Annotated in this window: 24 protein-coding genes; 16 read left to right on the plus strand and 8 right to left on the minus strand. The window is 70.9% G+C overall.

The window, feature by feature from the left end; all coding sequences use genetic code 11:
• Window positions 1-19: 19 nt before the first annotated feature.
• Both ACFHWS_RS12430 and ACFHWS_RS12435 read right to left on the minus strand, forming a co-directional pair.
• Entirely contained in the window at window positions 20-1,744 is a 1,725-nt protein-coding gene (locus tag ACFHWS_RS12430; RefSeq protein WP_416568224.1) for a phospho-sugar mutase, read from the minus strand.
• Window positions 1,745-2,234: 490 nt separating this feature from the next.
• A complete protein-coding gene (locus ACFHWS_RS12435) occupies window positions 2,235-4,271 on the minus strand; it encodes a protein kinase domain-containing protein (RefSeq protein ID WP_416568225.1) in 2,037 nt (678 codons plus the stop codon).
• Between the two features lie 472 nt (window positions 4,272-4,743).
• On the opposite strand from ACFHWS_RS12435, the gene ACFHWS_RS12440 reads away from it, so the two are divergent.
• Window positions 4,744-6,003 carry an amidohydrolase gene (locus ACFHWS_RS12440; RefSeq protein ID WP_416568226.1) on the plus strand — a complete coding sequence of 420 codons (1,260 nt, stop codon included), beginning with the start codon at window positions 4,744-4,746 and terminating at the stop codon, window positions 6,001-6,003.
• A gap of 8 nt (window positions 6,004-6,011) precedes the next feature.
• Here the strand turns inward: ACFHWS_RS12440 and ACFHWS_RS12445 are convergent, their stop codons facing one another.
• On the minus strand, window positions 6,012-7,157 hold the full coding sequence (locus tag ACFHWS_RS12445) for a DUF4349 domain-containing protein (protein ID WP_416568233.1): 1,146 nt from the start codon (window positions 7,155-7,157) through the stop codon (window positions 6,012-6,014).
• 127 nt (window positions 7,158-7,284) lie between these two features.
• On the opposite strand from ACFHWS_RS12445, the gene ACFHWS_RS12450 reads away from it, so the two are divergent.
• The 3 genes from ACFHWS_RS12450 to ACFHWS_RS12460 are packed head-to-tail and all read left to right on the plus strand — an operon-like array spanning window position 7,285 to window position 9,732.
• A complete protein-coding gene (locus tag ACFHWS_RS12450) occupies window positions 7,285-7,914 on the plus strand; it encodes an MBL fold metallo-hydrolase (protein WP_416555404.1) in 630 nt (209 codons plus the stop codon).
• An 11-nt stretch (window positions 7,915-7,925) separates the two neighbouring features.
• Complete coding sequence (locus ACFHWS_RS12455; RefSeq protein ID WP_416568227.1) at window positions 7,926-8,918, plus strand: hypothetical protein; 993 nt, start codon at window positions 7,926-7,928, stop codon at window positions 8,916-8,918.
• Between the two features lie 55 nt (window positions 8,919-8,973).
• Window positions 8,974-9,732 (plus strand): SCO6745 family protein, encoded by a 759-nt coding sequence (locus ACFHWS_RS12460; protein ID WP_416568228.1) that lies wholly within the window; start codon window positions 8,974-8,976, stop codon window positions 9,730-9,732.
• Window positions 9,733-9,776: 44 nt separating this feature from the next.
• Here ACFHWS_RS12460 and ACFHWS_RS12465 read toward each other — a convergent pair whose 3' ends face one another.
• Complete coding sequence (locus ACFHWS_RS12465; protein WP_416555410.1) at window positions 9,777-10,232, minus strand: gamma-glutamylcyclotransferase family protein; 456 nt, start codon at window positions 10,230-10,232, stop codon at window positions 9,777-9,779.
• A 133-nt stretch (window positions 10,233-10,365) separates the two neighbouring features.
• On the opposite strand from ACFHWS_RS12465, the gene ACFHWS_RS12470 reads away from it, so the two are divergent.
• Window positions 10,366-11,769: an NAD(P)H-quinone dehydrogenase gene (locus ACFHWS_RS12470; RefSeq protein ID WP_416555412.1), complete on the plus strand. Its 1,404-nt coding sequence runs from the start codon at window positions 10,366-10,368 to the stop codon at window positions 11,767-11,769.
• Between the two features lie 67 nt (window positions 11,770-11,836).
• On the opposite strand, the gene ACFHWS_RS12475 is transcribed toward ACFHWS_RS12470, so the two are convergent.
• Together ACFHWS_RS12475 and ACFHWS_RS12480 are read right to left on the minus strand one after the other, a co-directional pair.
• Window positions 11,837-12,400 carry a hypothetical protein gene (locus ACFHWS_RS12475; RefSeq protein WP_416555414.1) on the minus strand — a complete coding sequence of 188 codons (564 nt, stop codon included), beginning with the start codon at window positions 12,398-12,400 and terminating at the stop codon, window positions 11,837-11,839.
• Window positions 12,401-12,457: 57 nt separating this feature from the next.
• A complete protein-coding gene (locus ACFHWS_RS12480) occupies window positions 12,458-12,859 on the minus strand; it encodes a transposase (RefSeq protein ID WP_416555416.1) in 402 nt (133 codons plus the stop codon).
• 31 nt (window positions 12,860-12,890) lie between these two features.
• On the opposite strand from ACFHWS_RS12480, the gene ACFHWS_RS12485 reads away from it, so the two are divergent.
• Window positions 12,891-13,136, plus strand: coding sequence for a hypothetical protein (locus ACFHWS_RS12485; RefSeq protein WP_416555418.1), 246 nt, complete (start codon window positions 12,891-12,893; stop codon window positions 13,134-13,136).
• A gap of 99 nt (window positions 13,137-13,235) precedes the next feature.
• Here the strand turns inward: ACFHWS_RS12485 and ACFHWS_RS12490 are convergent, their stop codons facing one another.
• On the minus strand, window positions 13,236-14,219 hold the full coding sequence (locus ACFHWS_RS12490) for an NAD(P)-dependent alcohol dehydrogenase (protein ID WP_416555420.1): 984 nt from the start codon (window positions 14,217-14,219) through the stop codon (window positions 13,236-13,238).
• Between the two features lie 32 nt (window positions 14,220-14,251).
• On the opposite strand from ACFHWS_RS12490, the gene ACFHWS_RS12495 reads away from it, so the two are divergent.
• From ACFHWS_RS12495 to ACFHWS_RS12540, 10 genes are all read left to right on the plus strand, one after another.
• A complete protein-coding gene (locus ACFHWS_RS12495) occupies window positions 14,252-14,755 on the plus strand; it encodes a hypothetical protein (RefSeq protein WP_416568229.1) in 504 nt (167 codons plus the stop codon).
• 261 nt (window positions 14,756-15,016) lie between these two features.
• Window positions 15,017-15,967: an alpha/beta hydrolase family protein gene (locus ACFHWS_RS12500; RefSeq protein WP_416555424.1), complete on the plus strand. Its 951-nt coding sequence runs from the start codon at window positions 15,017-15,019 to the stop codon at window positions 15,965-15,967.
• 62 nt (window positions 15,968-16,029) lie between these two features.
• Window positions 16,030-16,371: a hypothetical protein gene (locus ACFHWS_RS12505; protein WP_416555426.1), complete on the plus strand. Its 342-nt coding sequence runs from the start codon at window positions 16,030-16,032 to the stop codon at window positions 16,369-16,371.
• Window positions 16,372-16,691: 320 nt separating this feature from the next.
• Window positions 16,692-17,768, plus strand: a complete 1,077-nt coding sequence (locus tag ACFHWS_RS12510; protein ID WP_416555452.1) for a BMP family lipoprotein — start codon at window positions 16,692-16,694, stop codon at window positions 17,766-17,768.
• Between the two features lie 82 nt (window positions 17,769-17,850).
• Window positions 17,851-19,452, plus strand: a complete 1,602-nt coding sequence (locus tag ACFHWS_RS12515) for an ABC transporter ATP-binding protein (protein WP_416555428.1) — start codon at window positions 17,851-17,853, stop codon at window positions 19,450-19,452.
• Window positions 19,449-20,804 (plus strand): ABC transporter permease, encoded by a 1,356-nt coding sequence (locus tag ACFHWS_RS12520; RefSeq protein ID WP_416555430.1) that lies wholly within the window; start codon window positions 19,449-19,451, stop codon window positions 20,802-20,804. Before ACFHWS_RS12515 ends, ACFHWS_RS12520 begins: the two co-directional genes overlap by 4 nt.
• Window positions 20,805-20,809: 5 nt before the next feature.
• A complete protein-coding gene (locus tag ACFHWS_RS12525; RefSeq protein WP_416555454.1) occupies window positions 20,810-22,087 on the plus strand; it encodes an ABC transporter permease in 1,278 nt (425 codons plus the stop codon).
• Window positions 22,088-22,187: 100 nt separating this feature from the next.
• The gene (locus tag ACFHWS_RS12530; protein WP_416555432.1) at window positions 22,188-22,997 is read left to right on the plus strand and encodes a cytidine deaminase; all 810 of its coding nucleotides are present in this window, start codon (window positions 22,188-22,190) and stop codon (window positions 22,995-22,997) included.
• Window positions 22,998-23,118: 121 nt separating this feature from the next.
• The gene (locus tag ACFHWS_RS12535) at window positions 23,119-24,411 is read left to right on the plus strand and encodes a thymidine phosphorylase (protein ID WP_416568234.1); all 1,293 of its coding nucleotides are present in this window, start codon (window positions 23,119-23,121) and stop codon (window positions 24,409-24,411) included.
• Window positions 24,412-24,533: 122 nt separating this feature from the next.
• Window positions 24,534-25,214: a DUF4272 domain-containing protein gene (locus ACFHWS_RS12540; RefSeq protein ID WP_416555434.1), complete on the plus strand. Its 681-nt coding sequence runs from the start codon at window positions 24,534-24,536 to the stop codon at window positions 25,212-25,214.
• Between the two features lie 11 nt (window positions 25,215-25,225).
• On the opposite strand, the gene ACFHWS_RS12545 is transcribed toward ACFHWS_RS12540, so the two are convergent.
• Window positions 25,226-26,173 carry a putative RNA methyltransferase gene (locus ACFHWS_RS12545; protein ID WP_416568230.1) on the minus strand — a complete coding sequence of 316 codons (948 nt, stop codon included), beginning with the start codon at window positions 26,171-26,173 and terminating at the stop codon, window positions 25,226-25,228.
• Between the last annotated feature and the right edge of the window lie 161 nt (window positions 26,174-26,334).

Below are 26,334 nucleotides of genomic sequence, written 5' to 3' on the forward strand. Positions count from 1 at the left end.
CTAAAGGGCTAACCGGACATTATTTGATGTTGAGGGCGGCCGATGTCTCCGTCCGCAGCCGTGCCAACGCCCGGTCGGCCCGTTCGCGGGCCGCGGCCGGGTCGCCGTCGCGTACCGGCTGGACCACCTCCAGGTACGCCTTCAGCTTCGGCTCCGTCCCGGAAGGACGGACCACGACCCGGGCCGTGCCGGTACGCAGGATCACCACGTCGGCGTCGGGCAGCAGATCCTGCGTCGCGGTGACCGGCTCGCCGAGCAGCGTCGTCGGCAGGTTCGCCCGCAGGTACGCCATCGCGGCGGCGATCTCACTCAGCTCGTCGACCCGCACGGCGAGCTGGTCGGTCTGGTACACCCCGAACTCGCAGGCCAGTTCGTCGAGCCGGTCGGCCAGGCTCCGACCGGCCGCCTTGAGCTCGGCGGCCAGCTCGGCGAGCAGCAGCGCGGCGGTGATGCCGTCCTTGTCGCGTACCTGGTCGGGCGCCACACAGTAGCCGAGTGCCTCCTCGTAGCCGTAGACCAGCGGCACCTCGGCGGTGTCCGCGAGGTCGCTGCCGGCCCGGACGATCCACTTGAAGCCGGTGAGGGTCTCGGCGTACGGCTCGCCGCGCGCCGTGCACAGCGCGCCGAGCAGCGACGACGAGACGATGGTGGTGGCGTAGCGGCCGTGCCGGCCCCGCCGGATCAGCTGATCGGCGAGCAGCACCCCCAGCTCGTCGCCGCGCAGCATCCGCCACCCGTCGCCGCCGTGCGGCACCGCGACCGCACACCGGTCGGCGTCCGGGTCGTTGGCGATCGCCAGGTCGGCTTCGTGTGCCCGGGCCAGCGCGACGACCCGGTCCATCGCGCCCGGCTCCTCCGGGTTGGGAAACGCCACGGTGGGGAACTGCGGATCCGGCTCGGCCTGCTCGGCGACGACCAGCGGTGCCGGGAATCCGGCACCGACGAACGCCTCCCGCAGCACCGCCCCGCCGACCCCGTGCAGCGGCGTGTACGCCACGGTCAGCGCCCGGGGGGTGGCCGGGTCCACCACCGCCACGGCGGTCCGCAGGTAGCCGGCGACGATCTCGTCGTCCAGCGTCTTGCCGGGGCTGCCGAGCGGCACGTCGACCAGCTTTCCGACCGCCCGGATCGCCGCCTCGATTTGTTGGTCGGCGGGCGGCGCGATCTGTGCGCCGGCACCGGCCGGTCCGCCGAGCTGGGCACCGAGGTAGACCTTGTAGCCGTTGTCCTGTGGCGGGTTGTGGCTGGCGGTGACCATCACCGCCGCCACCGCGTCGAGCGCGCGGATCGCGTACGCCAGCACCGGGGTGGGCAACGGGCGGGGCAGCAGGTAGGCGTCCCGCCCGGCACCGGTGACGACCTCGGCGGTGCGCACCGCGAAGGCCCGTGACCCGTGCCGCGCGTCGTAGCCGATCACCACCGGTCCGGTGCCGCCCTGCTCGGTCAACCAGCTCGCCAGCCCGGCGGCGGCCCTGGTGACGACCTGCAGGTTCATGCCGTTCGGGCCGGCCCGCAGCGGGCCGCGCAGCCCGGCGGTGCCGAACGTCAACGGCCCGGCGAACCGGTCGGCCAGCTCGGCGGCGCTGCCCGGCAGCTGGTCCAGCAGCGTCTGCAGTTCGGCGCGGGCGGCCGGGTCCGGCTCGTCGTCGAGCCAGGCCGCCACCCGGATACGCAGAGTCTGGAGACCTGGATCGTCGTAGTCGGATGAGCTGCCGTCAATTGGCGAGGTTGCGGGCTGTGACATGAACCACTTCCGAGCTAGTGTATCCGGCATGATACTTGAGTAGTTGTTGATAATACTGGATATTTATCGTGGTCAAATTTTTGGCGTGCTGTCCTGTCTTCTTGATGGCACTTCCTCGTCTGGTGTCGCCAGCGGGATCATCTTAGTAGGGAGTTTTGTCAAGTCTCGAAGAGTTGCAGGTTTCAGGGCTTCCCGGATGCTGATCGCTGCGAGTTGGTGTTGGATGACCGTGTCGGGCGACTTTGTGTCCCAGCGTGCCCTTGCGAACTGCCGTTGCCCAGGGGCGGTGGTATCCCGGCATGCAACTACCACGATCAGGGGCAGGTCGTCTTCTGCATTCGACCTCGTCGCCGACGTCAAGCGCCTACTGCTTGCGGAACTCTGGAGACTGCCTGGTGAGTGGTCAGGTGGAGCTCTTGTAAATTGCGCTGCCCGAGGACCGGTACGCCCTGGGGAAGGGGTGCCGGTCCTCGGGCAGGAGGTCCATGCTTTAGCTGTTCGTCAAAGAGAAAGTTCGTACCATTTCTTCGAAGATCGGCTTACTTTCCTCGAACTGGGCGTCTGGAGTGGTCAGGAAGAACGAGTACGCCTTTCCGTTGGCGACCACGGCGTGCCAGATTCCGTGTCGTCGTTCCTGTCCCTCGCCGCAGGTGTACTCCAGTTCAGCTGATGGCTGGTCTGCAATCGTGGACTCATCCAGTCTGACCTCCTGATACGGCTCCTGGCAACTGCCGCGATTGTTCGACAACCGGTCGCCTGCGGCTCTGAGGAAAGACAACGGCTGAGTGGAGGGACCTGCGTTCTCGACAAGGAGTCGAACGCGACGCCCACTCTCCTCTGGGTCGGTGTAATCGACCCAGACCCCAGCTTCTGTCCTGGCCCAGTCGTCGGGTACCGCAACCGAAATGCCGCGCTCAACGTAGATTTGGGTCTCGAATGATGGGCCTGGCGGTTCAGTGTTGACAGGCGCAACGATAGACGGGGTCTGCGGCGCGTCGTCGTCGCCACTAAACAGCGTCACGGACAGCAGCAGGATCAGCAGCGTGGCACCGGCCGCCGCGCCGATCTGCACCTTCCGGTCCCAGCTCTTCACCTTCTCGACGGCGCTGCCGGTGCCCTGCCGGAGCCCGGCTATCGCCTTGTCCAGCATCGCTCCGGCGGTGGTGGCGCCTCCCGGTGCCGGCCGACCGGCCGGTGGTTGATCCCAGCCCGGCGGCCCGTCGCCCCAGCTCGGCGCCGGCATCGCCCCGGTCGGGCTGAGTAGCGCACCGCCCTGGCCGCTCTGCCGGCCGTTGTCGCCCTGCTGGCCGTGGCCGTGTCGACCCGGCTGCTGCCCACGCGGACCGGGTACGCCGGTCTGGCTGATCGGCATCGCGGCGGTCGCCCCGGCCGCTGGCGAGGTCGGGTTGGCGTTGTCCAGCCCAGCGGCGGACCACTGCGCCGCGCTCGGCATCTGCCGGCCGGCCTTGCGCAGCTCGGCGAGGCGGTCGGTGAGCGACTCGTCCGGGCCGATCATCGCCCGGCCGCCGATCTTGCCACTCGGCTGGGGCTGCGCCGGCGGTGCTGGTGGAGCCTGTTGCTGCCAGCTGGGCGGCCGCTGCACCGAGACCACCGCGTACGGGTCGGTGACCAGGTTGGCCGGGGCCTTGCTGGCCAGCGGCCCGGCGAGCAGCTCGCGCAGCATGCTCCGGGCGGTCGGCACGTCGAAGCGTCGGGCCGGGTCCTTCTCCAGCAGGCCGAAGAGCACCTCGGTGAGCGGGCCGGACCGGACTGGGACGGCGGGCGGATCCTCAACGACGGCGTGCATGGTCTCGATCGGGTCGCCCTTGTCGAAGGGCGGGCGTCCTTCGACGGCCGTGTAGATGGTGACGCCGAGGGAGAACAAATCACTCGGCGGCCCGAAGTCCTGGCCCATGGCCCGCTCCGGGGAGATGAAGTGCGGCGAGCCGAGCACCATCCCGGGCGTGGTGAGCTGGACATCGGTGGGCATCCGGGCGACACCGAAGTCGGTGAGTACGCAGCGACCGTCGGTGCAGATCAGCACGTTCGCCGGCTTGACGTCGCGGTGCAGGACGCCGATGGCGTGGGCGACCTCCAACGCGCCGAGCAGCGCGATGCCGATCTTGGCGACCGCGCGCTGGGCGACCGGGCCGTCCTCGATCACCATGTCGGCCAGGCTGCGGGCGTCCAGCAGCTCCATCACGATCCACGGTCGGCCACCCTCGGTGACCACGTCGTAGACCTGGACCACGGCCGGGTGCTGCAGTGCGGCCGCCGCGCGGGCCTCCCGCAGGGTGCGTTCGTACATCGCGTCGCGGTCGCTGGGGGCCAGCCCTGGAGGGAGGACGACCTCCTTGACCGCCACGTCGCGTCGGAGCAGGGTGTCGGTGGCGCGCCAGACGGTGCCCATGCCACCGTGCCCGACCGCGGCACGCAGCGAGTACCGGCCACCGATGGTGGTGCCGGGTGCCGCCCGTGCGCTGGTAGAGCTGACTGGTCCGCCACTCCACGTCGGAATCTGAGTCACAGGAAATGCCGCCGAGAGAAATTGAGGGGCCGGGGAACCAACCCCTCTATCTTGCTGGGTCGCTCGGCGGAACGAAAGCTACGCGCCGAGGTTGGTGAGAAGTCGACTCTGTGTCGTCGTGTGGTAGCTCAATGTACATCATATCGGACTCTAGGTGCGCAACCCGTCACGGTGTCGTTATCAGACGGCATGCCCGGACCGGGGGATGTCGCGACAGTCAGATATCTGTCAGTTTTCGGTCGAACCGGCAGCCGGGTCGCTGCGTGGCTCGTTACTCGGTGTAGGAGGTGTGGGACCCGTGGCTGCCTACGATGGTGACATTCGGGGCGGACCGCAGCGGTCCGACCGCCTCTACCAGGCATTCCATGACAATACGCGATGCGGTCACTACCCGAATGACGTTGCGCAGCGTTACCGTCTCCGGTCTAGGCTGTCGGAGTCCCATCCCATCCACAGTGATCGAGAATCTGACGTGACGAGTGCGTTGACGTTGCCCACCGGCAGCGAGATGGCGTCGTCCTGGCCCGATCCACTGCCAGGTGCCCAACCCCTGCCGGCCGGGCTGGACCAGTTGCTCGATGTCCGCGGGCGGCAGTTGACCGCGATCCGGCGGCACCTGCACGCCCACCCGGAGCTGTCCGGCCACGAGTTCGAGACCGCCGCGTTCATCGCCAACCAGCTCACCAGGATGGGGCTCACCGCCCGGCTGCTACCCAAGGGCAACGGCGTCATCTGCGACATCGACGCCGGCCCCGCCGACGGCCCGGTGGTCGCGCTGCGTGCCGACATCGACGCGCTGCCGCTGGCCGACGTCAAGGACGTGCCGTACCGGTCGACCGTGCCGGGCGCCTGCCACGCCTGCGGGCACGACGTGCACACGACCGTACTGCTCGGCGTGGCGATGCTGCTCGCCCAGCTCGCCGACCGCGGCGAGCTGGGCCAGCGGGTCCGGTTGATCTTCCAACCGGCGGAGGAGATCCTGCCCTGCGGCTCGCTGGAGGTCATCGCCGCCGGCGGGCTGGAGGACGTCACCCAGATCTTCGCGCTGCACTGCGACCCGAACCTGCCGGTCGGCCGGGTCGGGCTGCGGGTCGGCCCGATCACCGCGGCGGCGGACAACATCAGCGTGCGGCTGACCGGCCCGGGCGGTCACACCGCCCGCCCGCACCTGACCGTCGACCTGGTCAACGCCCTTGGTCGGCTGGTCACCGAGGTGCCTGCGCTGGTCAACCGGCGGGTGCCGGCCAACGCCGGCCTGCTGCTGGTCTTCGGTCAGGCGTCCGCCGGCACCCAGTACAACGTGATCCCCAACGAGGCCAGCGCCGCCGGCACCCTACGGGTGCTCGACCGGCCGACCTGGGACGCCGCACCGGACATCGTCACCCAGATCATCCGGGAAGTGGTCGCCCCGACCGGCGCGACGGTCGACATCGAGTACCTGCGCGGTCGACCACCGGTGATCAACGACGCCGCCACGATCGGCGTACTCACCGCCGCCACCGCAGCGGCCCTCGGCCCCGCCGCGGTCGCCGACACCCCGCAGAGCATGGGCGGCGAGGACTTCTCCTGGTACCTGGAGTACGTGCCGGGTGCGCTGGCCCGCCTCGGCGTCGGCCGCGCCGAGGCTAGCAGCGACCTGCACCGTGCCTCGTTCGACGTGGACGAGCGGGCGATCGCCGTCGGCGTCCGCCTGCTCGTCCACACCGTGCTGCAGCTGGCCGAGGCCGACTGACCGGCGAATCAGCCGGCCGGCGGGTCGCCGCCGACCCGGCCGCCGACCGCGCGGTCACCGTCCGCGTCGTTGCCGTCCGGGCTGTCGCCGTCACGTCGCGGTGCCGGCACCGGGCCGCCGGCCGCCGCTGCCGCCGGTGCGCCGCCGGCCGGCGCGGTGGCGGCCGGAACCGGCCGGGACCGGTCCCGCGTTGTCCGCACCAGCCAGAACACCCCCAACGTGGGTACGCCGAGAGCGATCAGCCATGGCAGCAGCGCGCCGAGCACGGTGACCAGTACCTGCATGGATCCGACGAACGCCCGCCAACCGGCCCCCAGTCCGGCCAGGAAACCCAGCTCCGACTCGTCGTCTACCGGTGGCGTCGCGTCCGGGCCGATCAGCTCGACGGTGATCCGCGACAGTGTCACCAGGTCGTCCAGACCACGTTTGCGGGCCTCCAGCGACGCCAGGTCCGCCTCCCGTTTAGCCAGCTCCGACTCCAGCATCACCAGATCGGCCAGGGTCTCCGCCTCGGCCAGCAGGGCCCGCCCGCTGCGCACCCGGGCCTGCTGGGTGGTGATCCGGGCGTCCAGGTCGAGCACCTCCTCAGTGACGTCCTGGGTGGTCAACTCCCGGCTGACCTCCTTGCCGAGGCGGGACAGCCGTTCGACAACCTGGTCGAACTGCTCCGCCGGCACCCGCAGTTCCAGCGTGGCCCGGCCGTACGACTCGTACTCGGAGCGCTGGTCGCGCCCGACGAACCCGCCGACCGAGGTGGCGATCGTCGCCGCCTCACTGGCCTTCGCCGGCACGTCGGTCACCTGCACGGTGATCGACCCGGAGTAGATGATCGACCGGTTGCCCACCGCCAGGTCGACCGGCGAGGTCCCGTCCGGCCGGTCGGCCTGACCGCCCCGTTCGGCGCCGCCGGCCGCGTCCGCACCGGCAGCCTCCTCGCCGTCCGCGTCGTCCCCGCCGGTCACTCCGCCGTCACCCGGCGCGCCACCCGCCGGTGCCGGTTCGGCCCGCTGCGGCATGTCGGCAGTGCTGCTGACACCGGAGTCGTCCGACCCTGAGCAGCCAGCGAGGATCAGCAGGGCGAGCAGGACCGCCGTCCCGGCCGACGCGCCGCGCCGGCCGCCGGTGCGCCACCGGCCTCGTCTTCCGTTGTTCACAGTCAAGGGGTGCTCCTCGGCATCGTCATACGCTTTCACCAGGTGTCGTTCAGACGCGCGGCGCGAGCCGACCGGTTCCGGCAGACTGCGAGGCGGCAGATCACGATTCGGCTCACAGGGGGTCACGGTGCGACTGACCAAGTTCGGGCATTCCTGCGTACGGGTGGAACACGACGGCGCGGTGCTGGTGATCGACCCGGGTGCGTTCAGCGAGCCGGCCGCGCTCGATGGCGTAGACGCGGTTCTCGTCACCCACGAGCACTTCGACCACCTCGACGTCGGTCAGCTGACCGACGCCCTCGCCCGACGACCGTCGGTGACCATCCACACTCACTCCTCAGTGATGTCCAAGCTGGATGATCTCGGTGAGGTGGCGACCGCCGTCGAGTCCGGGGAACGCTTCGAGGCCGCCGGCATCCCGGTCCAGGCGTACGGAGGATGGCACGCCGAGATTCATCCCGACCTGCCCCGGGTGCCCAACCTCGGCTTCCTGCTGGCCGACTCGGTCTACCATCCGGGCGACTCGTTCGACGTGCCGACCGATGCCGAGGTGGACATCCTGTTCGTGCCGGTCTCCGCGCCCTGGCTGAAGCTCTCCGAGGCGGTCGAGTTCGTCCGTGCGGTGGCCCCGCGCCGAGCGCTCGCCCTGCACGACGGGCTGCTCAACGACGCCGGGCACAAGGTCACCGACGGCAACATGGCCAAGCTTGCCGGTTGCGACTACGCCCGGTTGCCGGCCGGCACCTCGGTACGCTGAGCCGGGCCGCCGTGACCGGCAGCGTAGTACCCGCCGAGGTGGTGCGACGGCTGTACGCGGTACCGCCGGCGCGGTTCGTCGCGGCCCGTACCGAGGCCGTCTCGGCCGCCCGGGGCAGTGCCCCGGACACCGCCCGCGCCATCGGCAAGCTTCGCAAACCGACGGTGGCCGCCTGGCTGGTCAACCTGCTCGCCCTGCGCCGCGCCGACCTGCTCGACGGCCTGGTGGAACTCTCCGGTCAGTTGCGCGCCGCTCAGCGGGAGCTGCGGGGTCCGGACCTGCGGGAGCTGTCGACCCGGCGGCGGGCGTTGGTCGACGGGCTGGTGGCCGAGTGCCGGGAGCTGGCCGTCGCCGAGGACCCGGCGGTGGCGTCGACGAAGCTGCCACTGGGCGAGGTCGAGGCGACCCTGTCCGCTGCCCTCGCCGACGAGGAGATCGCCGCTCAGGTGCGATCCGGCCGACTGGTCCGCGCGGTCGGCTACGCCGGTTTCGGTGAGGTCCCGCGGCCCCGGTTGCGGCTGGTCGGCCCGGACGATGAGGCGGCCGCCGCCGATGAGCCGACCCGGGCGGCCGAGTCCGCGCGGGAGGCGGAGTCTTCGCGGAAGGCAGGGTCTTCGCGGGCGGGGGAGTCTTCGGCAGCAGCGCAGCGGGAGCGCGAGCGGGCGGCGGACAAGGCCGCCCGGGCGCTGGCCGCCCGCCGGCGGCGGTTGGTTGACGAGCTGGACAAAGCCGAGGCCGGCCAGCGGGCAGCCCACTCCGAACTCGACCGGGCCGTCGCCGCCGAGCAGGACGCGGCCGACGCCGTCGCCGAGGCACAGCGTCAACTGGCCGAATGGGAACGGCGACGCTCAGCAGCCGAGCGGGAGCATGCCCGTCGTAAGGTGGCGCGCAGGACTGCGGAACGGGCAGCCGTCGCCGCCCGACGGTACGCCGGCGACGTGGCAGCCGCGCTGGAGGACCTGCCCGCGCTGGAGGAGCCGCCCGCGCCGCAGACTGACCGCTGACCGGAAAGTGGGTGGCGGCGACCGGCCGGGCGGGTGGGCGAAGGGCGATGATGCGGTGATTCCCGATCAGGCGGCCGGCGCGTGCCGGCGCAGCCTGCACGAGTTGAGTACGGCGTACCAGGAGTGTCCGCGCACGTTGAGCCGGGCGCGCCAACTGGGGCTCAGCGGCTGGGCGTTCCACATCGCCGGCCGGGCCGGGGTGCTCGGCGGCGTACCGGCCGAAACGGTCGCGGCCGCGCTCGGGTTCATTGCCGCCGACGCGGTGGCCGACGGCTGGCAGGTCGCCAGCGCGGTGACCGACCCGACCAGGGTGGCGGCGGTGAGCATGGCCGAATGCTGCCGGTGGGGTGCCGAGCAGCTCGGCGACTACCCACAGGTGGACCGGCTGGTCGAGCTGGCCGAGGTGGTGGTGGGGGCGGCGGACGCGACCGCGATGCCGCTGTTCGCCGCCTGGCGGGCGATGCCCCGGCCGGACGACGCTGCCGGGGCGCGGGCCGCCGTCGCGGTGCGGCTGCTCGCCGAGTACCGCTCCGGAGCCCACCTGATGGCGGTACGGGTGGCCGGGCTGACGCCGGTGGAGGCGCTGCTGGGCGGCCCGGACGGGACGAAGGCCGCCGTCGCGGCCGGGTGGTCGCCGCCGTGGCCGCCGGTCGGCCCACTGATCCGCCGCCGGTTGTGGGCGGACCGGGTGACCAATCGGATCACCGGTCAGGCGTTCGCCGCGCTGCGCGCGGAGCACCGGCGGGAACTCGTCGAGTTGCTGCACGCTGCGCTGTCCCACGTACGGCCGGCGACCGGTCGGCCGGCCGACTGACGAGCGTACGCCGGTGCTCTGCTGCTCGGCCGGTGGAAGGCAGGTCAGGCGGTGGCGGTACGGGTGGGTCGCTTCCGTAGCTCGGCGACGTAGTCGTCCGGCGCGCCGGCCTTCTCGGCGGCGTTGGCGATCTCCGACAGGTACCAGGCGGTGGGCAGCCCGCCCTCGTACCCGTCGAAGACGTAGACCCAGGCGGTGACCGCACCGTCCAGGGTGACCGCCCGGACGGTCAGCCGCCGGTAGGTGCCGGCCAACGCACCCTCGACCTCGTCGAGCTGCGCGGCGTCCCACGGATGTACGTCGTAGAGTGCGACGAAGACCCGGTCGCCCGGCGACTCCACGATGGTGGTGACCGCTCCCTCCCAGCCGATCACCCCCTCACCGGCGAAGGTGAGCCGCCAGCCTTCCAGCCAGCCGGTGCCCACCATCGGCGAATGCGGACAGTAAGCACGCATTCGAGCAGGGTCGAGGTTTGAGCCATACGCGGCGTAGTGACGCACGGCGATGACGATAGCCCGGCAGGGGGGTGAGGGAGAATACGAGTGAGCGTGTCGCGTGTCGGGCAACTGGCCGACGGCCGCCGTCAGCCGGGTGTTTCGTCAGCATAAGTTCAAGTTTGGGGAGAGAGTCGTTTTGAAGCGGATAGTGATAATCGGCGGTGGCCCGGCCGGCTACGAGGCGGCGTTGGTCGCGGCGCAGCTGCGGGCCGACGTCACGGTGGTCGAGGCGGACGGGGCCGGTGGCGCCTGCGTGCTGTCCGACTGCGTCCCATCCAAGACCTTCATCGCCAGCTCAGAGGTGGTCACCGGGTACCGGGACACCGAGGAGTTCGGCATCGACTCCGACGGGCTGGAGGCGGTCACCGTCGACGCGGCGGCGGTGCACGACCGGGTGAAGCGGCTCGCGCTGGCCCAGTCGGCCGACGTGCGCAGCAAACTCGTCAAGGCCGGTGTGACATTCGTCGCGGGTCGGGCCTGGCTCGGTGAGGACACGCTAGGTCACACCCACCGGGTGCTCGTCAGCCCCGACAACGGTGACGTTGAGTACCCGATCGAGGCGTCGACCGTACTGGTCGCTACCGGCGCCACGCCCCGGCAGCTGCCCACCGCCGTGCCCGACGGCGAACGCATCCTGACCTGGCGGCAGGTGTACGACCTGCCGGCCCTGCCCGAGCACCTGGTGGTGGTCGGCTCCGGGGTGACCGGTGCCGAGTTCGCCAGCGCGTACCTGGCGATGGGGGTGCCGGTGACCCTCGTCTCCAGCCGGGACCGGGTGATGCCGCACGAGGACGCCGACGCGGCGATGGCGATCGAGCAGGTGTTCCGGGCCCGGGGCATGACGATTCTGAACAACTCGCGCGCCGACGCGGTCACCCGGGTCGGCGACGGGGTCGAGGTGCGGCTCAGTGACGGCCGTACGGTGACCGCCTCGCACGCGTTGATCGCGGTCGGCTCGGTGCCGAACACGGCGGACCTGGGGCTCGCCGAGTACGGGGTGACCGTCGCGGACAGTGGGCACGTGCCGGTGGACCGGGTGTCGCGTACCAATGTGCCGGGCATCTACGCGGCCGGCGACTGCACCGGTGTGCTGCCGCTGGCCAGCGTCGCGGCGATGCAGGGCCGGATCGCGATGTGGCACGCGCTCGGCGAGGCGGTGGTGCCGCTGCGGCTACGTACCGTCGCGGCGAACGTCTTCACCGATCCGGAGCTGGCCACCGTCGGGGTGTCCCAGGACGAGGTGGACGACGGGCGGGTGCAGGCCCGGCAGGTGATGCTGCCGCTGGCCGGCAACGCCCGAGCGAAGATGGTCGACCTGCGGGACGGCTTCGTCAAGCTGTTCTGCCGGCCAGCCAGCGGGCAGGTCATTGGCGGGGTGGTGGTGGCTCCCAAGGCCAGCGAGTTGATCATGCCGATCACCGTCGCGGTCGAGAACCACATGACGGTGAGCCAATTGGCGCACACAATCACAATTTATCCTTCGTTGTCCGGATCAGTCGCTGAAGCCGCACGTCAGCTCATGTGGCATGACGAAGAGTGATTGATTAGGAACTTCCGGGGCGGCGCGCATCGGCCAGGAAGGCGTACGGTTGACATGGCAACATCTGCTACCCCCGGATCCCCCGTTCCCGGCGGTCGCGGACGACGCCCGGGCTGCCGGCAGGTCCCGTGCCGGCAGCCCGCCCCCTGCCTCGCGGTGCTGGCTGAACCGGCGAGGGCGGGCCCGCGTCGCGTGGCCATGCGCCGAGGGAACCCACATTGTTGTCTCGGGCCCGTTTTGACAACAATGACGGTTCCCTCGACGGCCCGGTCTCTGCTCGGCGGGAGGTCTTTGCCCTCCCGCCAGCGCACCTCCTCGCCGTCACGGTGGTACTGCTGCTGCCATGCCAGGCCAGGACCTGGACCGCGGGGATCTCGCGCAGCCACGCGGGCGCTGCGCTGGCGGCGATCGCGTCCAGGATCGGGTAGCCGTCCCGGCCGACCTGTTCAGCCCAGCGGGTACGCACGTCGTCGCCCTTGGGGAACCGGTAGGAGTCGACACGGGCGCCGTAGCGTTCGACCCAGCCGGCGTCGATCAGCGGCGTCAGCCACGCCGGTACGGTTGCGGCCAGGACCTCCAGGGCCGCCCGCAGGGTCTCCCCGACGAACTCCATCCGGTTCAGCGTGCGCACCGCCGCGAGGACATGCGCGGAGTCCGTCCGCTGTCGACCGCCAGCGCGCAGCAGTCCCTACCGCGCGCACCGGTCCAGGACCACATCCAGTATTTTCTCCTCGATGCCGTGCTTGATCAGCCGGGCACGGAAGTCGCTGAGCACCGTGAAGTCGAACCCGGGATCGTCGAGTTCCAGGCCGAGCAGATACTTCCAGTCCATCCTCGCCCGGACCTGGTCGGCGGCCTGCCGGTCACTGAGCCCTTCGGCGTACTGCAGCACCGACACCAGCGCCAACGCCCCCGGCGACACCGCCGGACGGCCTCCCGCAGGGAACGCCTCCGCGAACATGTCATCGGTGAATACCGGGCCCAGCGCGTCACGGATCCGCGTCGTCACCCTGCCCGTAGCCTTCGGGGTCTCCGCAGCGGCCTGGGCCGTCGTCGGAATACACAGCCGGTCACCCTCCCCGCGACGCATCGGCCTGCACCTGCTTCTCACCGTGCCACTGTTGATCGTCGGGATTCTCATCACGCCCGGCACGGTCTTTGCCGCACTTGCCCTGTCCCGGCTCGCGCTCTTCCCGATGGAGTACGGGCGAGCGTACGACGGCATCACCTACCTGCCCGGCGCGATCGCCGTCGGGCTGCTGCTCGGGTACGTTGCCGCCACCCGCCTCGACCGCGCCGGGTCGGCACCGGCAACCGCGCCGGACACCCACGACAGCCTGGCACCCGCTCAGCATCCGTCGGCCTGAACCGGGCGCTGATGCCACAGGTGCATTTTGACGCACCTGTGGCATCAGACCTGCGGAGACACCTTGGGTTCCCGAGCCGTGTGCCCGGCGCGGCGCCACTCAGGCGGGGGCGTCGCCGTCCACGACGGTGATCACGACGTTGCCGACCTTGTGTCCGCTGTCGACGTACCGGTGGGCCTCGACGATCTCGGCCAACGGGTAGCTGCGGTCGATGACGACCCGGAGCCGGCCGTCGCCGAGCAGGTCCCGCAGCGCGGCCAGGGCGGTGTGCTTGCGTACCGACATCCCGGTCCGGACCCGCCGGCCGCGGGTGACAGCTGTGCCGGCCGCCAGCAGGCTGTTCGTCATCAGGCCGGTCGTCGGCAGGTAGCAGCCGCGCCGGGCGAGCACCGGCCGGCACTGGGCGAACGAGCTGCGACCGACGGTGTCGAAGACCACGTCGTAGCGTTCGCCGCTGGCGGTGAAATCCTCGGCGGTGTAGTCGAACACCCGGTGTGCGCCGAGCGAGCCGACCAACTCGACGTTGCGGCCGCTGCACACGCCGTGCACCTCGGCGCCGAGGTGCTTCGCAAGCTGGACGGCGTACGTGCCGATGCTGCCGGAGGCTCCGACGACCAGCACCTTCTGGCCGGGTCGCAGGCCGGCCAGGTCATGCAGGAAGTGCCAGGCGGTGGTGAATCCGTCGACGGTCGCGGCAGCCTGCGGGTACGTCACATTCGCCGGCATCGTTGCCATCGACGCCCGCTCCGACAGGCACTTGTACTCGGCGTTCGCCCCGACACCGAAGCCGGTGAAGCCGAAGACCCGGTCGCCGACCCGGAACCGGCTAACCGCCGGCCCGGTCGCGGTGACCTCGCCGGCGAACTCCAGCCCGAGCACCCGGATCCCGTTGCGCGGGCGACGCAGACCGATGATCGCCCGGCCCCACCGGGGCTCACCCCGGCGCATCCCGCACTCGGCGGAGGTCACCGTGGTGGCGTGCACCCGGACCAGCACCCGATCGCCACTGGGTACGGGTGTCGGCAGATCGACCTGGCTGAGCACGTCGGGCGGGCCGTACGCGTCGAACATCACCGCTCGCATGCCGGCGATGATGCTGCAGACACGCTGTGAGCGTGCTGAGAGGAGCGCGGAACCCGTCTTCGATCACCGGAACCAGCAGTGGTACCTGGCTGTTGGTGCCAAGGTGTCATCTCATGACTACTCCTGCTGCCGCGGCACGCGGCTCCGTTGCAGACGGCGCATCCGACAAGTTCCTCCGACTCGCGTTGAAGCTGGATGCCGTGGTTACCGGCATGAACGGACTGGCGTACCTTGTGGCGGCCAGCATGCTCGGCGATCTCTTCGACCTGTCCACGGGATTTCTCCGGGGCATCGGGGTCTTCCTGCTCGTCTTCGGTGTCGTTGTCTGGCTCGTCGGCGGCCGCTCGACGATCAGCGCCAGCGCCGCAGCTACGGTGGTGGCCGTCAATGTGATCTGGGTGTCGGCAAGTCTGGTGGTGGCGGCTGCCGGGATCGGTGATCCTTCCACAATCGCCCGAGTCTGGATCGTCATGCAGACAGCGGTCGTCGGCCTGTTCGCCCTGCTGCAGGTCATCGGGCTGCGTAGACAGTCCTGACCGACCGCGACGTCGGCCCGGCGCCTGAGCCACGAGGTCTCCGCTCCACGCATCGCCGGGGTGTCCACGCAGGCACCCGACGCCGACCTGTCGATCACGCGGTTGGCTGCACGGTTGGCTGTTCGTGCCGAGGTGTCCATCCGTTCGGCCAACCCACGAACCGCTGGTGTCCGATCGCCGTACTTCGAGTTGCGACAGGTGCGGGATAGCCTATTGACCTGCGTAAACGTTCCTGTCGCGACGAGGGAGGACATCAGGATCGTGACAGGACAGACAGCATCGACGGCGACCTACCGGTCGCCGCGCGGGCGGCGCCGCCGTCCGGTCGACCGTCCGGGCTGGCTCCGGCTGCGGAACCTCTTCGTCGGCGGCGCGGCGGCGGCGGCGATCTCCGCCGGCGTCGTACTAGCGCCGACCGCGCAGGCGGCGGAGAGCCCGTTCGAGCGGGGACCGGCGCCGTCGGCGGCCAGCATCGCGGCGGCCAACGGTCCGTTCGACATCGACGATACGGTGGTACGCCGTTCCCAGGCCTCGGGATTCGGGGGTGGGACCATCTTCTTCCCGACGTCGACCACGGAGGGCACCTTCGGCGGTGTGGTGATCGCACCCGGCTTCACCGCCAGGCAGTCGTCGATGGCGTGGCTGGCGCCGAGGCTGGCGTCGCAGGGCTTCGTGGTGTTCAACATCGACACGAACCGGACGACCGACCAGCCGGCCAGTCGGGGCCGGCAGATGCTCGCCGCGCTGGACTTCCTCACTCAGGAAAGTCCGGTGCGGGACCGGGTCGACGCTGACCGGTTGGCGGTGATCGGACACTCGATGGGTGGGGGAGGAGCCCTGGAAGCGGCGGACGCCCGGCCGGAACTGCGGGCAGCCATCCCGTTGACCCCGTGGAACCTGACCAAGAACTGGTCCGACCTGCAGGTGCCGACGATGATCATCGGAGCAGAGCGGGACGGCATCGCTTCGGTACGGCGCCACTCGGAACAGTTCCACGCGAGCTTCCCGGCCGACCTCGAGTCGGCGTACCTGGAGCTGCGGGGTGCCAGCCACTTCGCGCCCAACATCCCGAACGCCACAATCGCCTCGTCCAGTGTCGCCTGGTTGAAGCGGTTCGTCGACGACGACCTGCGGTACGAGCAGTTCCTCTGCCCACCGCCGGCCGACGACCGCGCCTTCTCCGAGTACATCGACAGCTGCCCGCTGCTTTGAGGGGGTAGGACGTGCCGGACCCGGGGGCGGCCGGGCGTGGCACGGTGCGCGAGGATGAGCAGGTGGAAGCTTTCAGACTCGTCCTGCTCTATGCCCACCTGATCGGGTTCGCATTGCTGCTCGGTGGCGCCACCGTCCAGTGGTTCAGCGGCCGCATCCGGATCAACCCGGCGATGCTCTGGGGCGCGGTGATCCAGGTCGTCACCGGGATCGGGTTGTCCGCGCCGCTGCGCGACGGCGACGAACCGGCCCCGGCGAAACTCGTTACCAAACTGGTGCTCGGGCTCGCCATCCTGGCGATGGTCTTCTTCTCCCGTAAGCGCGAATCGGTCAACAAGGGGCATTTCCTGGCGATCATCGTGCTGACGTTGGTCAACGCCGCCGTCGCCGTCTTCTGGCGCTGACATCACGCCACCGTACGGCGACCGACCGTGCCGTCACCTGCCCAGGTCACGACCGGGTGAACCGCCGACGACCCGCTGCCGCCCCTTATAGGGTCGGCGGCGGGAGCGATCCTGCGGATCCGCAGGTGATCTCCCGCGCGGGAGAGTTACGCGAGGGTAACGGCGGCTCAACAGTCGTGCACGATTGTCGGCCGGTGGACGGGACCGCGCGTACGCTCCCGTCCAAAGTATGTCCGGTCCGACCGGCCGGGTGGGGACTCGATGCCGCGACAGTCTGCGGTGTGCAATGGAAGGAGACCGTCTTGCGCGCTACGCGTGGGATGCGGATCGTCTCGATGTTCGCGGCGGGTGGGCTGGCGCTCACCGCTGCCGCGTGTGGCGAGGCACCCGATAACGAAGGCACGGACGGCACCGGGGGCGAGGCCACCGAGGCGTACAAGGCGTGCATGGTGACCGACGTCGGCGGAATCGACGACCGGTCCTTCAACGCCTCGGCCTGGGCCGGCATCGAGGCGGCGCAGAGCGAGAACGACGCGGTCGACGGGGACTACGTCGCCTCCAGCGCCGAGGCCGACTACGAGCCGAACCTGACCGGCTACGTCACCGGGGACTGCGACTTCATCCTCGCCGTCGGCGGCCTGATGCGCGACGCGACCATCGCGGTCGCCGAAGCCAACCCGGACCAGCAGTTCGGCATCGTCGACGCCACGACCGACCTGGCCAACGTCTACCCGATGCAGTTCGACACCGCCCAGGCCGCGTTCCTCGCCGGCTACCTGGCGGCCGGCTTCTCCGAGAGCGGCATCGTCGGCACCTACGGCGGCCTGCCGATCCCGCCGGTGACCATCTTCATGGACGGCTTCGTCGACGGCGTCGCCCACTACAACCAGGCCAAGAGCGCCGACGTGCAGGTGCTCGGCTGGGACAAGGCGACCCAGAACGGCTCGTTCACCAACGACTTCGTCAAGCAGGACGAGGGCAAGAAGGTCGGCGACAGCCTGGTCGCCCAGGGCGCCGACGTGATCATGCCGGTCGCCGGTGGCGCCGGGCTGGGTACCGCCGCCGCCGCGCAGGCCGCCGGTGGCGCGTACAGCGTGATCTGGGTCGACGTCGACGGCTGCGAGAGCGCCGAGCAGTACTGCGACACCTTCCTGACCACCGTGGTCAAGAACATCCCGGACGCGGTGAAGCAGGCCGTGCTGGCCGGCGCGAACGGCGACGAGCTCAGCGCCGACCCGGGCTACCTGGGGAACCTGGAGAACAACGGCGTCTCGCTGGCCCCGTACAACGAGTTCGACGACCGCGTCTCCGACGAGCTGAAGGCCGAGGTCGAGCAGCTCAAAGCGGACATCATCGCCGGCACCATCGAGGTCACCTCCGACGCGCAGCCGGAGTAACCGGCGGCCGGCGTGCGCGGGGCTGCCCCGGCACGCCCCGCGAGCGACACCCCGCCCCTGTCACCGGGGTCCGTAGACCCCGGTGACAGGGGCGGCTCAGCCATCGACCCTCCGGGCACCCGCCGGTGGCCCGGAGTCTCCCCGGGAGGCTCCGCTGAGACTCGAACTGCGCGGCATCACCAAACGCTTCGGCGACCTGGTCGCCAACGACCACATCGACCTGACCGTCGAGCCCGGCGAGATCCACGCCCTGCTGGGCGAGAACGGCGCCGGCAAGTCGACCCTGATGAACGTCCTCTACGGGCTGCTGCAACCGGACGAGGGCGAGATCCTGGTGGACGGCACCCCGATCAAGATCCGCAGCCCACGGGACGCCATCACCGCCGGCATCGGCATGGTGCACCAGCATTTCATGCTGGTGCCGGTGCTCACCGTGGCGGAGAACGTCATGCTCGGCGCCGAACGCACCCGGGGCGGGCTACTCGGCTTCCTCGACCAGCGCCGGGCCCGCGCCGAGGTGGTCGACGTCTCCAACCGGTACGGCCTGGCGGTCGAGCCGGACGCGGTGATCGAGGACCTGCCGGTCGGCATCCAGCAGCGGGTGGAGATCGTCAAGGCGCTGACCCGCGACGTCGACCTGCTGATCCTCGACGAGCCGACCGCCGTGCTCACCCCACAGGAGACCGAGGAACTGCTCACCGTCATGCGGTCGCTGAAGGCGGCTGGCAAGTCGATCGTCTTCATCACCCACAAGCTCGGCGAGGTGAAGGCGATCGCCGACCGGATCACGGTGATCCGGCGAGGCCGTACCGTCGCCACCGCCGAACCGACCGCCAGCCGCGACGAGTTGGCCGCGCTGATGGTCGGCCGCAGCGTCAGCCTCACCGTGGACAAGACCCCGGCGCAGCCGGGGGAGCCGGTGCTCGAAGTGGCCGGCCTGGTCGTCGACGACGAGCGCGGCGTACGGGTGGTCGACGGGGTCGACCTGACCGTACGGGCCGGCGAGGTGCTCGGCATCGCCGGAGTGCAGGGCAACGGCCAGACCGAACTCGTCGAGGCGATCATGGGTCTGCTGCCGACCGCGGCCGGCACGGTCACCCTCAACGGCGAGCGGATCGACGGCTGGAGCGCCAAACGGGTGCTCCGTGCCGGAGTCGGCTATGTGCCGGAGGACCGCAGCGTCGACGGCGTGGTCAAAGAGTTCTCCGTCGCCGAGAACCTGGTGCTCGACCTGTACGACCAGCCGCCGTTCGGCTCCGGTCTGGTGCTGCGGCCGGCAGCCATCGCCGCCTCCGCGACCGAGCGGATCGCCCAGTTCGACATCCGTACGTCGTCCGGTCAGGCGGCGGTCGGCACCCTGTCCGGCGGCAACCAGCAGAAAGTGATCGTGGCCCGGGAGCTGAGCCGGCCGCTGAAGCTGTTCATCGCCGCCCAGCCGACCCGGGGCGTCGACGTCGGCTCCATCGAGTTCATCCACGGCCGGATCATCGACGAACGCGACGCCGGCACCGGCGTCCTGGTCGTCTCCAGCGAGTTGGACGAGGTGATCGGGCTGGCCGACCGGATCGCGGTGATGTACAGCGGCCGGATCATCGCCGTGGTCGGACCGGACACCCCACGGGAACAGATCGGCCTGCTGATGGCCGGGGTCACCGGCGGGACCGAGCAAGAAGGGACGCAATGAGCAGCGACAACGGCTCGTCGGCCGGTTCGCCGGACAAGCCGCCCGCCGAAGCCGAGCCGGCGGCCGCCGCGCACGCCGCCGCGCAGGCCGAGGCCGAGCCGTCCGCCGGCACCGGCCCGCCCGCCCCCGACGGCGACTCCCTCGGCCAGCGCTTCCTGCACAATCTGTGGGCCGCCAACACCGTCACCGTGACGGTGCTCGCGCTGCTGCTGGCCGTCGTCATCGGCGGGGTACTGATGATCGTCTCCGACCCGGAGGTGCTCGCCACCTACACCTACTTCTTCGCCCGCCCGGGCGACGCGCTGTCCGCCAGCTGGACCCTGGTCAGCGAGGCGTACGCCAACCTGTTCAAGGGCTCGGTGATCGACCCTTCGGCGGTGCGGTCCTTCGTCGCCGGCGACACCGAGTGGCCGACGGTGTTCCGGCCGATCTCCGAGACGCTGACCTACACCGCGCCGCTGGTCTTCACCGGGCTGTCGGTGGCGTTGGCGTTCCGGGGCGGCCTGTTCAACATCGGCGCCCAGGGGCAGGCGATCATCGGCGTCGTGGTGGCCGCGCTGGCCGGCTTCCTGCTGCCGCTGCCGCTGGTGCTGCACGTGGTCGTCGCGGTGCTGGCCGGGGCGCTCGGCGGCGCGCTGTGGGGCTTCTTCCCCGGCTTTCTCAAGGCCCGCACCGGCGCCCACGAGGTGATCACCACGATCATGCTCAACTACGTGGCGCTGTACTTCCTCACCTGGATCATCGTGCAGCCCGGGGTGCAGAACCCGGACCGGCCGGACGCGATCAGCCGGCCGGTGGACACCACCGCCCAACTGCCCCGGCTGCTCGGCGACGGGCTGCGGGTGCACGCCGGCATCCTGCTGGCAGTCGCCGTCACCGCCGCCGTCGCCTGGCTGCTCAACCGGTCCGCGTTCGGCTTCGAACTGCGCGCCGTCGGCGCCAACCCGGATGCCGCGAGGACCGCCGGGATCAGTGTCACCGGCACCTACGTACTGCTGATGGTGGTCGCCGGCGGGCTGGCCGGGCTGGGTGGCGCCAACATGGTGCTGGGCTCCACGGCGAACGCGTTGACTCCGCTGGTCGCGGCCCAGATCGGCTTCGACGGCATCCTGGTCGCCCTGCTCGGCCGGGTCAAACCGTGGGGTGTCGCGCTGGCGGCGTTGCTGTTCGGGGCGCTGCGGGCCGGCGGCAACGCGATGCAGTCGGGTTCCGGCATCTCACTGGAACTGGTCACCGTGCTCCAGGCGTTGATCGTCATCTTCATCGCCGCCCCCGCCCTGGTGAAGGCGATCTTCCAGCTCCGGGCGGCCCGGTCCGCCCGGTTGCAGACCAGCATGGCGAAGGGCTGGTGACCGCGTTGTCCACCATGATCGCAACTGACGCCCCGGTGGCGGTGACGCAACGGTTCTGGAGCCGTACCCGGATCAGCGGTGCCGTCCTGGTCGCCGCCGGCGTGGTCGCGGCCGCCGTCTTCGGCTCGCTCGCCGCCGAGCAGCAGGCCCGGTTCACGCTCAGCGAGACCGCCGGCGGGGCCGCGCTGCGGATCCCCGGCAACCTGGGCGCGGTGCTGTTCGGCCTGGCGACCCTCGCCGCCGGCGCGCTGCTGCTCAGCCCGTACGGTGCCCGCTGGTTCCGGTGGCTGCTCGGCGTCGGCATCGTCGGCTTCGTGGTCAGCTTCCTCTGCTGGCAGATCTCCACCGCGCCGACCGGGCAGAACTTCATGCCGATGGTCAACATCGTCCGGGGCACCTTCCTGCTGGCGTTGCCGCTGATCTTCGGCTCGTTGGCCGGGGTGCTCTGCGAACGCTCCGGGGTGGTCAACGTGGCCATTGAAGGCCAGCTGCTGATGGGTGCGTTCGCCGGTGCGCTGATCGGCACCATGTCCGGCAACGTCTGGGTCGGGCTGATCGCCGCAGCCCTCGGCGGGGCGTTCATCTCGCTGCTGCTGGCCCTGTTCGCCATCCGCTACCTGGTCGACCAGGTGGTCATCGGCATCGTGCTGAACCTGTTCGCGATCGGTCTGACCGGTTTCCTCTACGAGCGGCTGATGCAGACCGACCAGCCGGCCTACAACCAGCCGCCGCACTTCGGCACCTGGGAGATCCCGCTGCTGTCCGACATCCCGGTGCTCGGGCCGGCGCTGTTCCGCGGCAGCATCTTCCTCTACCTGGCGCTGATCCTGGTCGTGGTGATCAACGTGGCGCTGTTCCGGACCCGGTGGGGGCTGCGGACCCGGTCGGTCGGCGAACACCCGATCGCGGCGGACACCCTCGGCGTACGGGTGCTGGGGCTGCGTTACCGCAACGTGCTGCTGGCCGGCATGGTGGCCGGGATCGGCGGCGGGTCGTACACCCTGCTGCTCTACTCGTTCACCAAGAACATGATCGGCGGCAAGGGCTTCATCGCCCTCGCCGCGATGATCTTCGGCCGGTGGAGCCCGACCGGGGCGCTGCTGGCGTCGCTGTTCTTCGGCTTCGCCGACCAGCTCGGTGCCTACCTGGGGGCGATCAGCAGCGCCATCCCGAGCCAGTTCCTGGCGATGCTGCCGTACCTGGCGACGATCCTGGCGGTAGCCGGACTGGTCGGCCGGGTACGTGCGCCGGCCGCCGACGGCAAGCCCTACATCAAAGCCTGATCAACGCCGGTTACCGTTTACTACTGGCCGGTCAGGTCCGGTCGTACGAACCGGGCCGACCGGCCGGTGGCGGTGGCCGGTGCAGGTGAGGAGGGCAGTCGTGGAGATCGACTGGGTGGAGCTGCGGCGGGCCGCGACCGAGGCGATGCGGCACGCGTACGCGCCGTACTCGAACTTCCCGGTCGGCGCGGCCGGGCTGGTCGACGACGGCCGGGTGGTCGTCGGCTGCAACGTCGAGAACGCCGCGTACGGCGTGGTGCTCTGCGCCGAGTGTGGCGTCGTCTCGTCGCTGCACAGCACCGGCGGTGGCCGGCTGGTGGCGTTGTCCTGCGTTGGCGGGGATGGCCAGCCGCTGATGCCGTGCGGGCGCTGCCGCCAGCTGCTGTGGGAGCACGGTGGGCCGGAGTGCCAGGTCGAGGCGCTGCCGGCGCCGTTGACCGTGGCGGAGCTGCTGCCGCACGCGTTTGGCCCGGCGGACCTCGCGGCCGCCGCGCTCGCCCCAGGCGGCGGCGTCGGCCGGGGCGCCGGTCGTGGCGCGGCGGAGCGGGACCGGGTCGGCCCCGAGCACGTCGGGCGGGCCGACGCCGCCGGGCGCCCGGTGGTGGCGCCGGACACCGCGGTGCCGGCCCGGCTGGCCAAGTGGCGGGGCCGGGGCACCGTCTTCGTACACCCCGATTCGGCCGGCGGCGAGCTGGTCTGGACCGGCTACTGGGAACGGTCCGAATCCACCGGCGAGGCGGCCGGCTCGGGCATCCTGGAGGAGGCGCCGAGCTGGCCGTCTGCCGAGTCGGTGGTGGCCTGGGGCCGGGCGCGCACCCACCGGGTGGTGGTGGTCGACGCCGACGGCGGGGTCTCCTGGGCCGGCGAAGGCGACCCGCCGACCGAGGTGAGCACCCGCTGGACCGGCTGATCGAGCGCGGTAGCACCGCAAGCACCCGGCAGCCGATTTCCTACCCCGCCCTCTCCGGCGTCGCCCGCGACCCTGGAACCATCGTGAAGGTATGACCGATTTGTCTAGTTACAGCACCAAGATGGCCGGCGTCGTCGACGTGATCCGCACCAAACGCGACGGCGGCCGGCTCAGCGACGCCCAGATCGACTGGACCATCGCCGCGTACACCCGCGGTGAGATCGCCGACGAGCAGATGTCGGCGCTGGCCATGGCGATCCTGCTACGCGGCATGGACACCGCGGAGATCGCCCGGTGGACCGCCGCCATGATCGCCAGCGGCGAGCGGCTCGACCTGTCCGGCGTACCTCGGCCCACCGTCGACAAGCACTCCACCGGCGGCGTCGGCGACAAGATCACCCTGCCGTTGACCCCGCTGGTCGCCGCCTGCGGTGCCGCCGTACCGCAGCTGTCCGGCCGAGGGCTCGGCCACACCGGCGGCACCCTGGACAAGCTGGAGTCGATCCCCGGCTGGCGGGCGGACCTGGCCAACGACCGCTTCGTCGACCAGCTGCGCGACGTCGGCGCGGTCATCTGCGCGGCCGGTGACGGCCTCGCCCCGGCCGACCGCAAGCTGTACGCGCTGCGCGACGTCACCGGCACCGTCGAAGCGATCCCGCTGATCGCCAGCTCGATCATGAGCAAGAAGATCGCCGAAGGCACCGGCGCACTGGTCCTCGACGTCAAGGTGGGCAGCGGAGCCTTCATGGCGTCGGTCGCCGACGCCCGGCAGCTCGCCCGCACCATGGTCGACCTGGGTGCCGCACACGGCGTCCGTACTGTCGCCCTGCTTACCGACATGTCCACCCCGCTCGGCCGGGCGGTCGGCAACGCGGTCGAGGTGACCGAGGCGGTCGAGGTGCTCGCCGGCGGTGGGCCGGCCGACGTCGTGGAACTCACCCTCGCGCTGGCCCGCGAAATGCTCGACGCCGCCGGCCTGCCCGACGCCGACCCGGCCGCCGCGCTGCGCGACGGCCGGGCGATGGACACCTGGCGGGCGATGATCGCCGCCCAGGGCGGGAACCCGCACGCCCCGCTACCGGTCGCCGCCGAAACCGAACTGGTCCGCGCCGACCGGGACGGTTACGTCGCCGCGGTCGACGCCCGCGCGATCGGGGTGGCCGCCTGGCGGCTCGGTGCCGGCCGGGCCCGCAAGGAGGATCCGGTCAGCGCCGCTGCCGGGGTGATCCTGCACCGCCGGCCGGGGGAGCCGGTCCGGGCCGGTGACCCCCTCGTCGAGCTGCGCGCCGACGCCCCTGACCGGATCGCCGACGTGCTGCCGGCCCTCTCCGGTGGGTTCGGCCCGACGGATCCCGTTCAGCTCACCGACGCGCCATCGACGACCACCCAGCTGGTCGTCGACCGGATCGCCTGATCCGCTACGACCGGCGTACCGATACCCCTTGTCGTGGTACCCGTGACACAGAGCGGATATCCTGCCTCGCCGGGGGTCCGTTCAGGAGAGAAGCCGACGCCGACTAGCAGGGAACGAAGGCTGTGACCGTACTCGCTCCTGACCCCCGGGCCATTCGCGCGGAGAGTCTCGACGAGCTGCGCCGGCTCCGCCTACCGTTGCCTCCGGCCGGCTTTCCGCTGGTCTGGGAGCCGGGCGACGGGGTCGAGCTGCGGCCCACCCCGGAGATCGAGGCCCGCACCGCGATCCTGCATCTGGTGCTGGCCCGCTGCTTCGGGATGCCACCGCAGGCGGCGATGAGCTGGCTGCTCAACTCGCATCTGGTCGAGCTGGTCACCCCGCCGGAGTGGCAGTTCGTCATCGGGGGGCGCGGCGACCACCGCTCGTTCGTCCTGCACCACGACGCGATCTTCGCGTTGGCCTGGGTGCTGGGGCTGACCCGGCATCTCGACCCGGTCGCGGTCTCCGACGACCGGCTGATGGCGTTGCTGCCGAACCTGGCGGCCGGCGAGACCTTCGCCCAATGGCGCTCCCGGACCCTCGTCGCCCCCCGCGACGCGGCCGAGGCCGCTGTACTGCTCGACTTCTACTACTGCCTGGACTGGGGCTACCTGGAAGCGGAACGGCGGGGCGACCCGTTGCCCGGGGTGGTGGACGCCAACGCCATCGGGCAACGGCGGTGGGCCCTGGAATGGGCGGTCGTTCTCCGTGGCCCGTACCACGACGCACCGCCCGGCTGGGAAGAGGTCGACCTGTCGACCTGACCGGTCCTCAGTCAGCTGCCCGGCCGGCAGCGGTAGATCGCCAGTTGGACGGCGGCGGTGACGGTGACCGGTTCTGGCAGCGCGGCGATCGCCGAGGCCAGGTCGGCCGGGTCGGTGTGCCGGGCGCTCGGTCCCATCCGTACCAGCGCGGTGACGTCGCGGTGCGACAAGCGCAGCCGTCGGCGCAGGACGTGCAGCGCGACCCGGTCGAAGTGGTGCCGTAGCGCCGCGCCGGTACGGTCGTCCTTCGCCGGGTCCACCCGGAGCAACCCGAGGGGGCCGATCACCTCGGCGAGATGGTCGGGCAGCGGGGTGACCACGACCAGCGCGCCGCGTGGCCGCAGGATCCGGGCGAACTCCCCGCCGTTGCGCGGAGCGAACACGTTCAGCACCAGGTCGGCGCAGGCGTCGGCGACGGGCAACGGTCGCCAGGTGTCGCAGCGGACCGCGGCGGCCGACGGATGGGCGCGGGCGGCCCGGCGTACCGCCGCCTTGGACAGGTCCAGGGCGAGTCCGACGGCGCCGGGCAGCGCGTCGAGCACCGCCGCGAGGTAGGCCCCGGTCCCGGCGCCGGCATCGACCACGATCGGCCCGGCCCGGTCGTCCGGAGTCGGCCTGCCCGCGCCCCGGTTGTCGGGGGCTCGGTTGTCGGGGGCCGGGCTGCCCACCGCCTCGACCAGCCCCGTGGCGACCACGTCGAAATGTCCGGTTTGAAGGAACTCGTCGCGGGCGGCGACCATCTCGGCGGAGTCGCCGGCGTGCCGGGCCCGGCCGGTCACCAGGTCCACGTAGCCCTGCCGGGCCACGTCGAAGCTGTGTCCAGCCGGGCAGCGCAGCGCCCGGACAGCGCCGTCGGCGTTGCCGTTGGTGCCGCCCGCGCGGGGGACGCCGCCGTCATGGGCGGCGAGCGGCGCGCGGCAGACCGGGCAACGCAGGTACGGCAGTACGTCGGTGAGCATCGTAGACATCCTGCCTGGCTGGTGACCGGCACCCGCGCCGGCATCGGCAATACCCGTGTCCCGTGCCGGAGTGCGACGTTGAAACCTACTACCCTCCACCCATGGTGGCTGTTTCGTTGGCGGAGATCGTTCGGGCGCCGAAGGTGCTGCTGCATGACCAT

The organism is Micromonospora sp. LOL_013 (assembly GCF_048060315.1).
Classification (GTDB): Bacteria; Actinomycetota; Actinomycetes; order Mycobacteriales; family Micromonosporaceae; genus Micromonospora_E.

Coding starts and splice junctions, on each gene's coding strand:
- ACFHWS_RS12545 (WP_416568230.1), bottom strand. CDS start 26,173: ATGCTCACCGACGTACTGCCGTACCTGCGTTGCCCGGTCTGCCGCGCG.
- ACFHWS_RS12520 (WP_416555430.1), top strand. CDS start 19,449: ATGAGCAGCGACAACGGCTCGTCGGCCGGTTCGCCGGACAAGCCGCCC.
- ACFHWS_RS12490 (WP_416555420.1), bottom strand. CDS start 14,219: ATGCGAGCGGTGATGTTCGACGCGTACGGCCCGCCCGACGTGCTCAGC.
- ACFHWS_RS12480 (WP_416555416.1), bottom strand. CDS start 12,859: ATGCGTCGCGGGGAGGGTGACCGGCTGTGTATTCCGACGACGGCCCAG.
- ACFHWS_RS12535 (WP_416568234.1), top strand. CDS start 23,119: ATGGCCGGCGTCGTCGACGTGATCCGCACCAAACGCGACGGCGGCCGG.
- ACFHWS_RS12510 (WP_416555452.1), top strand. CDS start 16,692: ATGCGGATCGTCTCGATGTTCGCGGCGGGTGGGCTGGCGCTCACCGCT.
- ACFHWS_RS12430 (WP_416568224.1), bottom strand. CDS start 1,744: ATGTCACAGCCCGCAACCTCGCCAATTGACGGCAGCTCATCCGACTAC.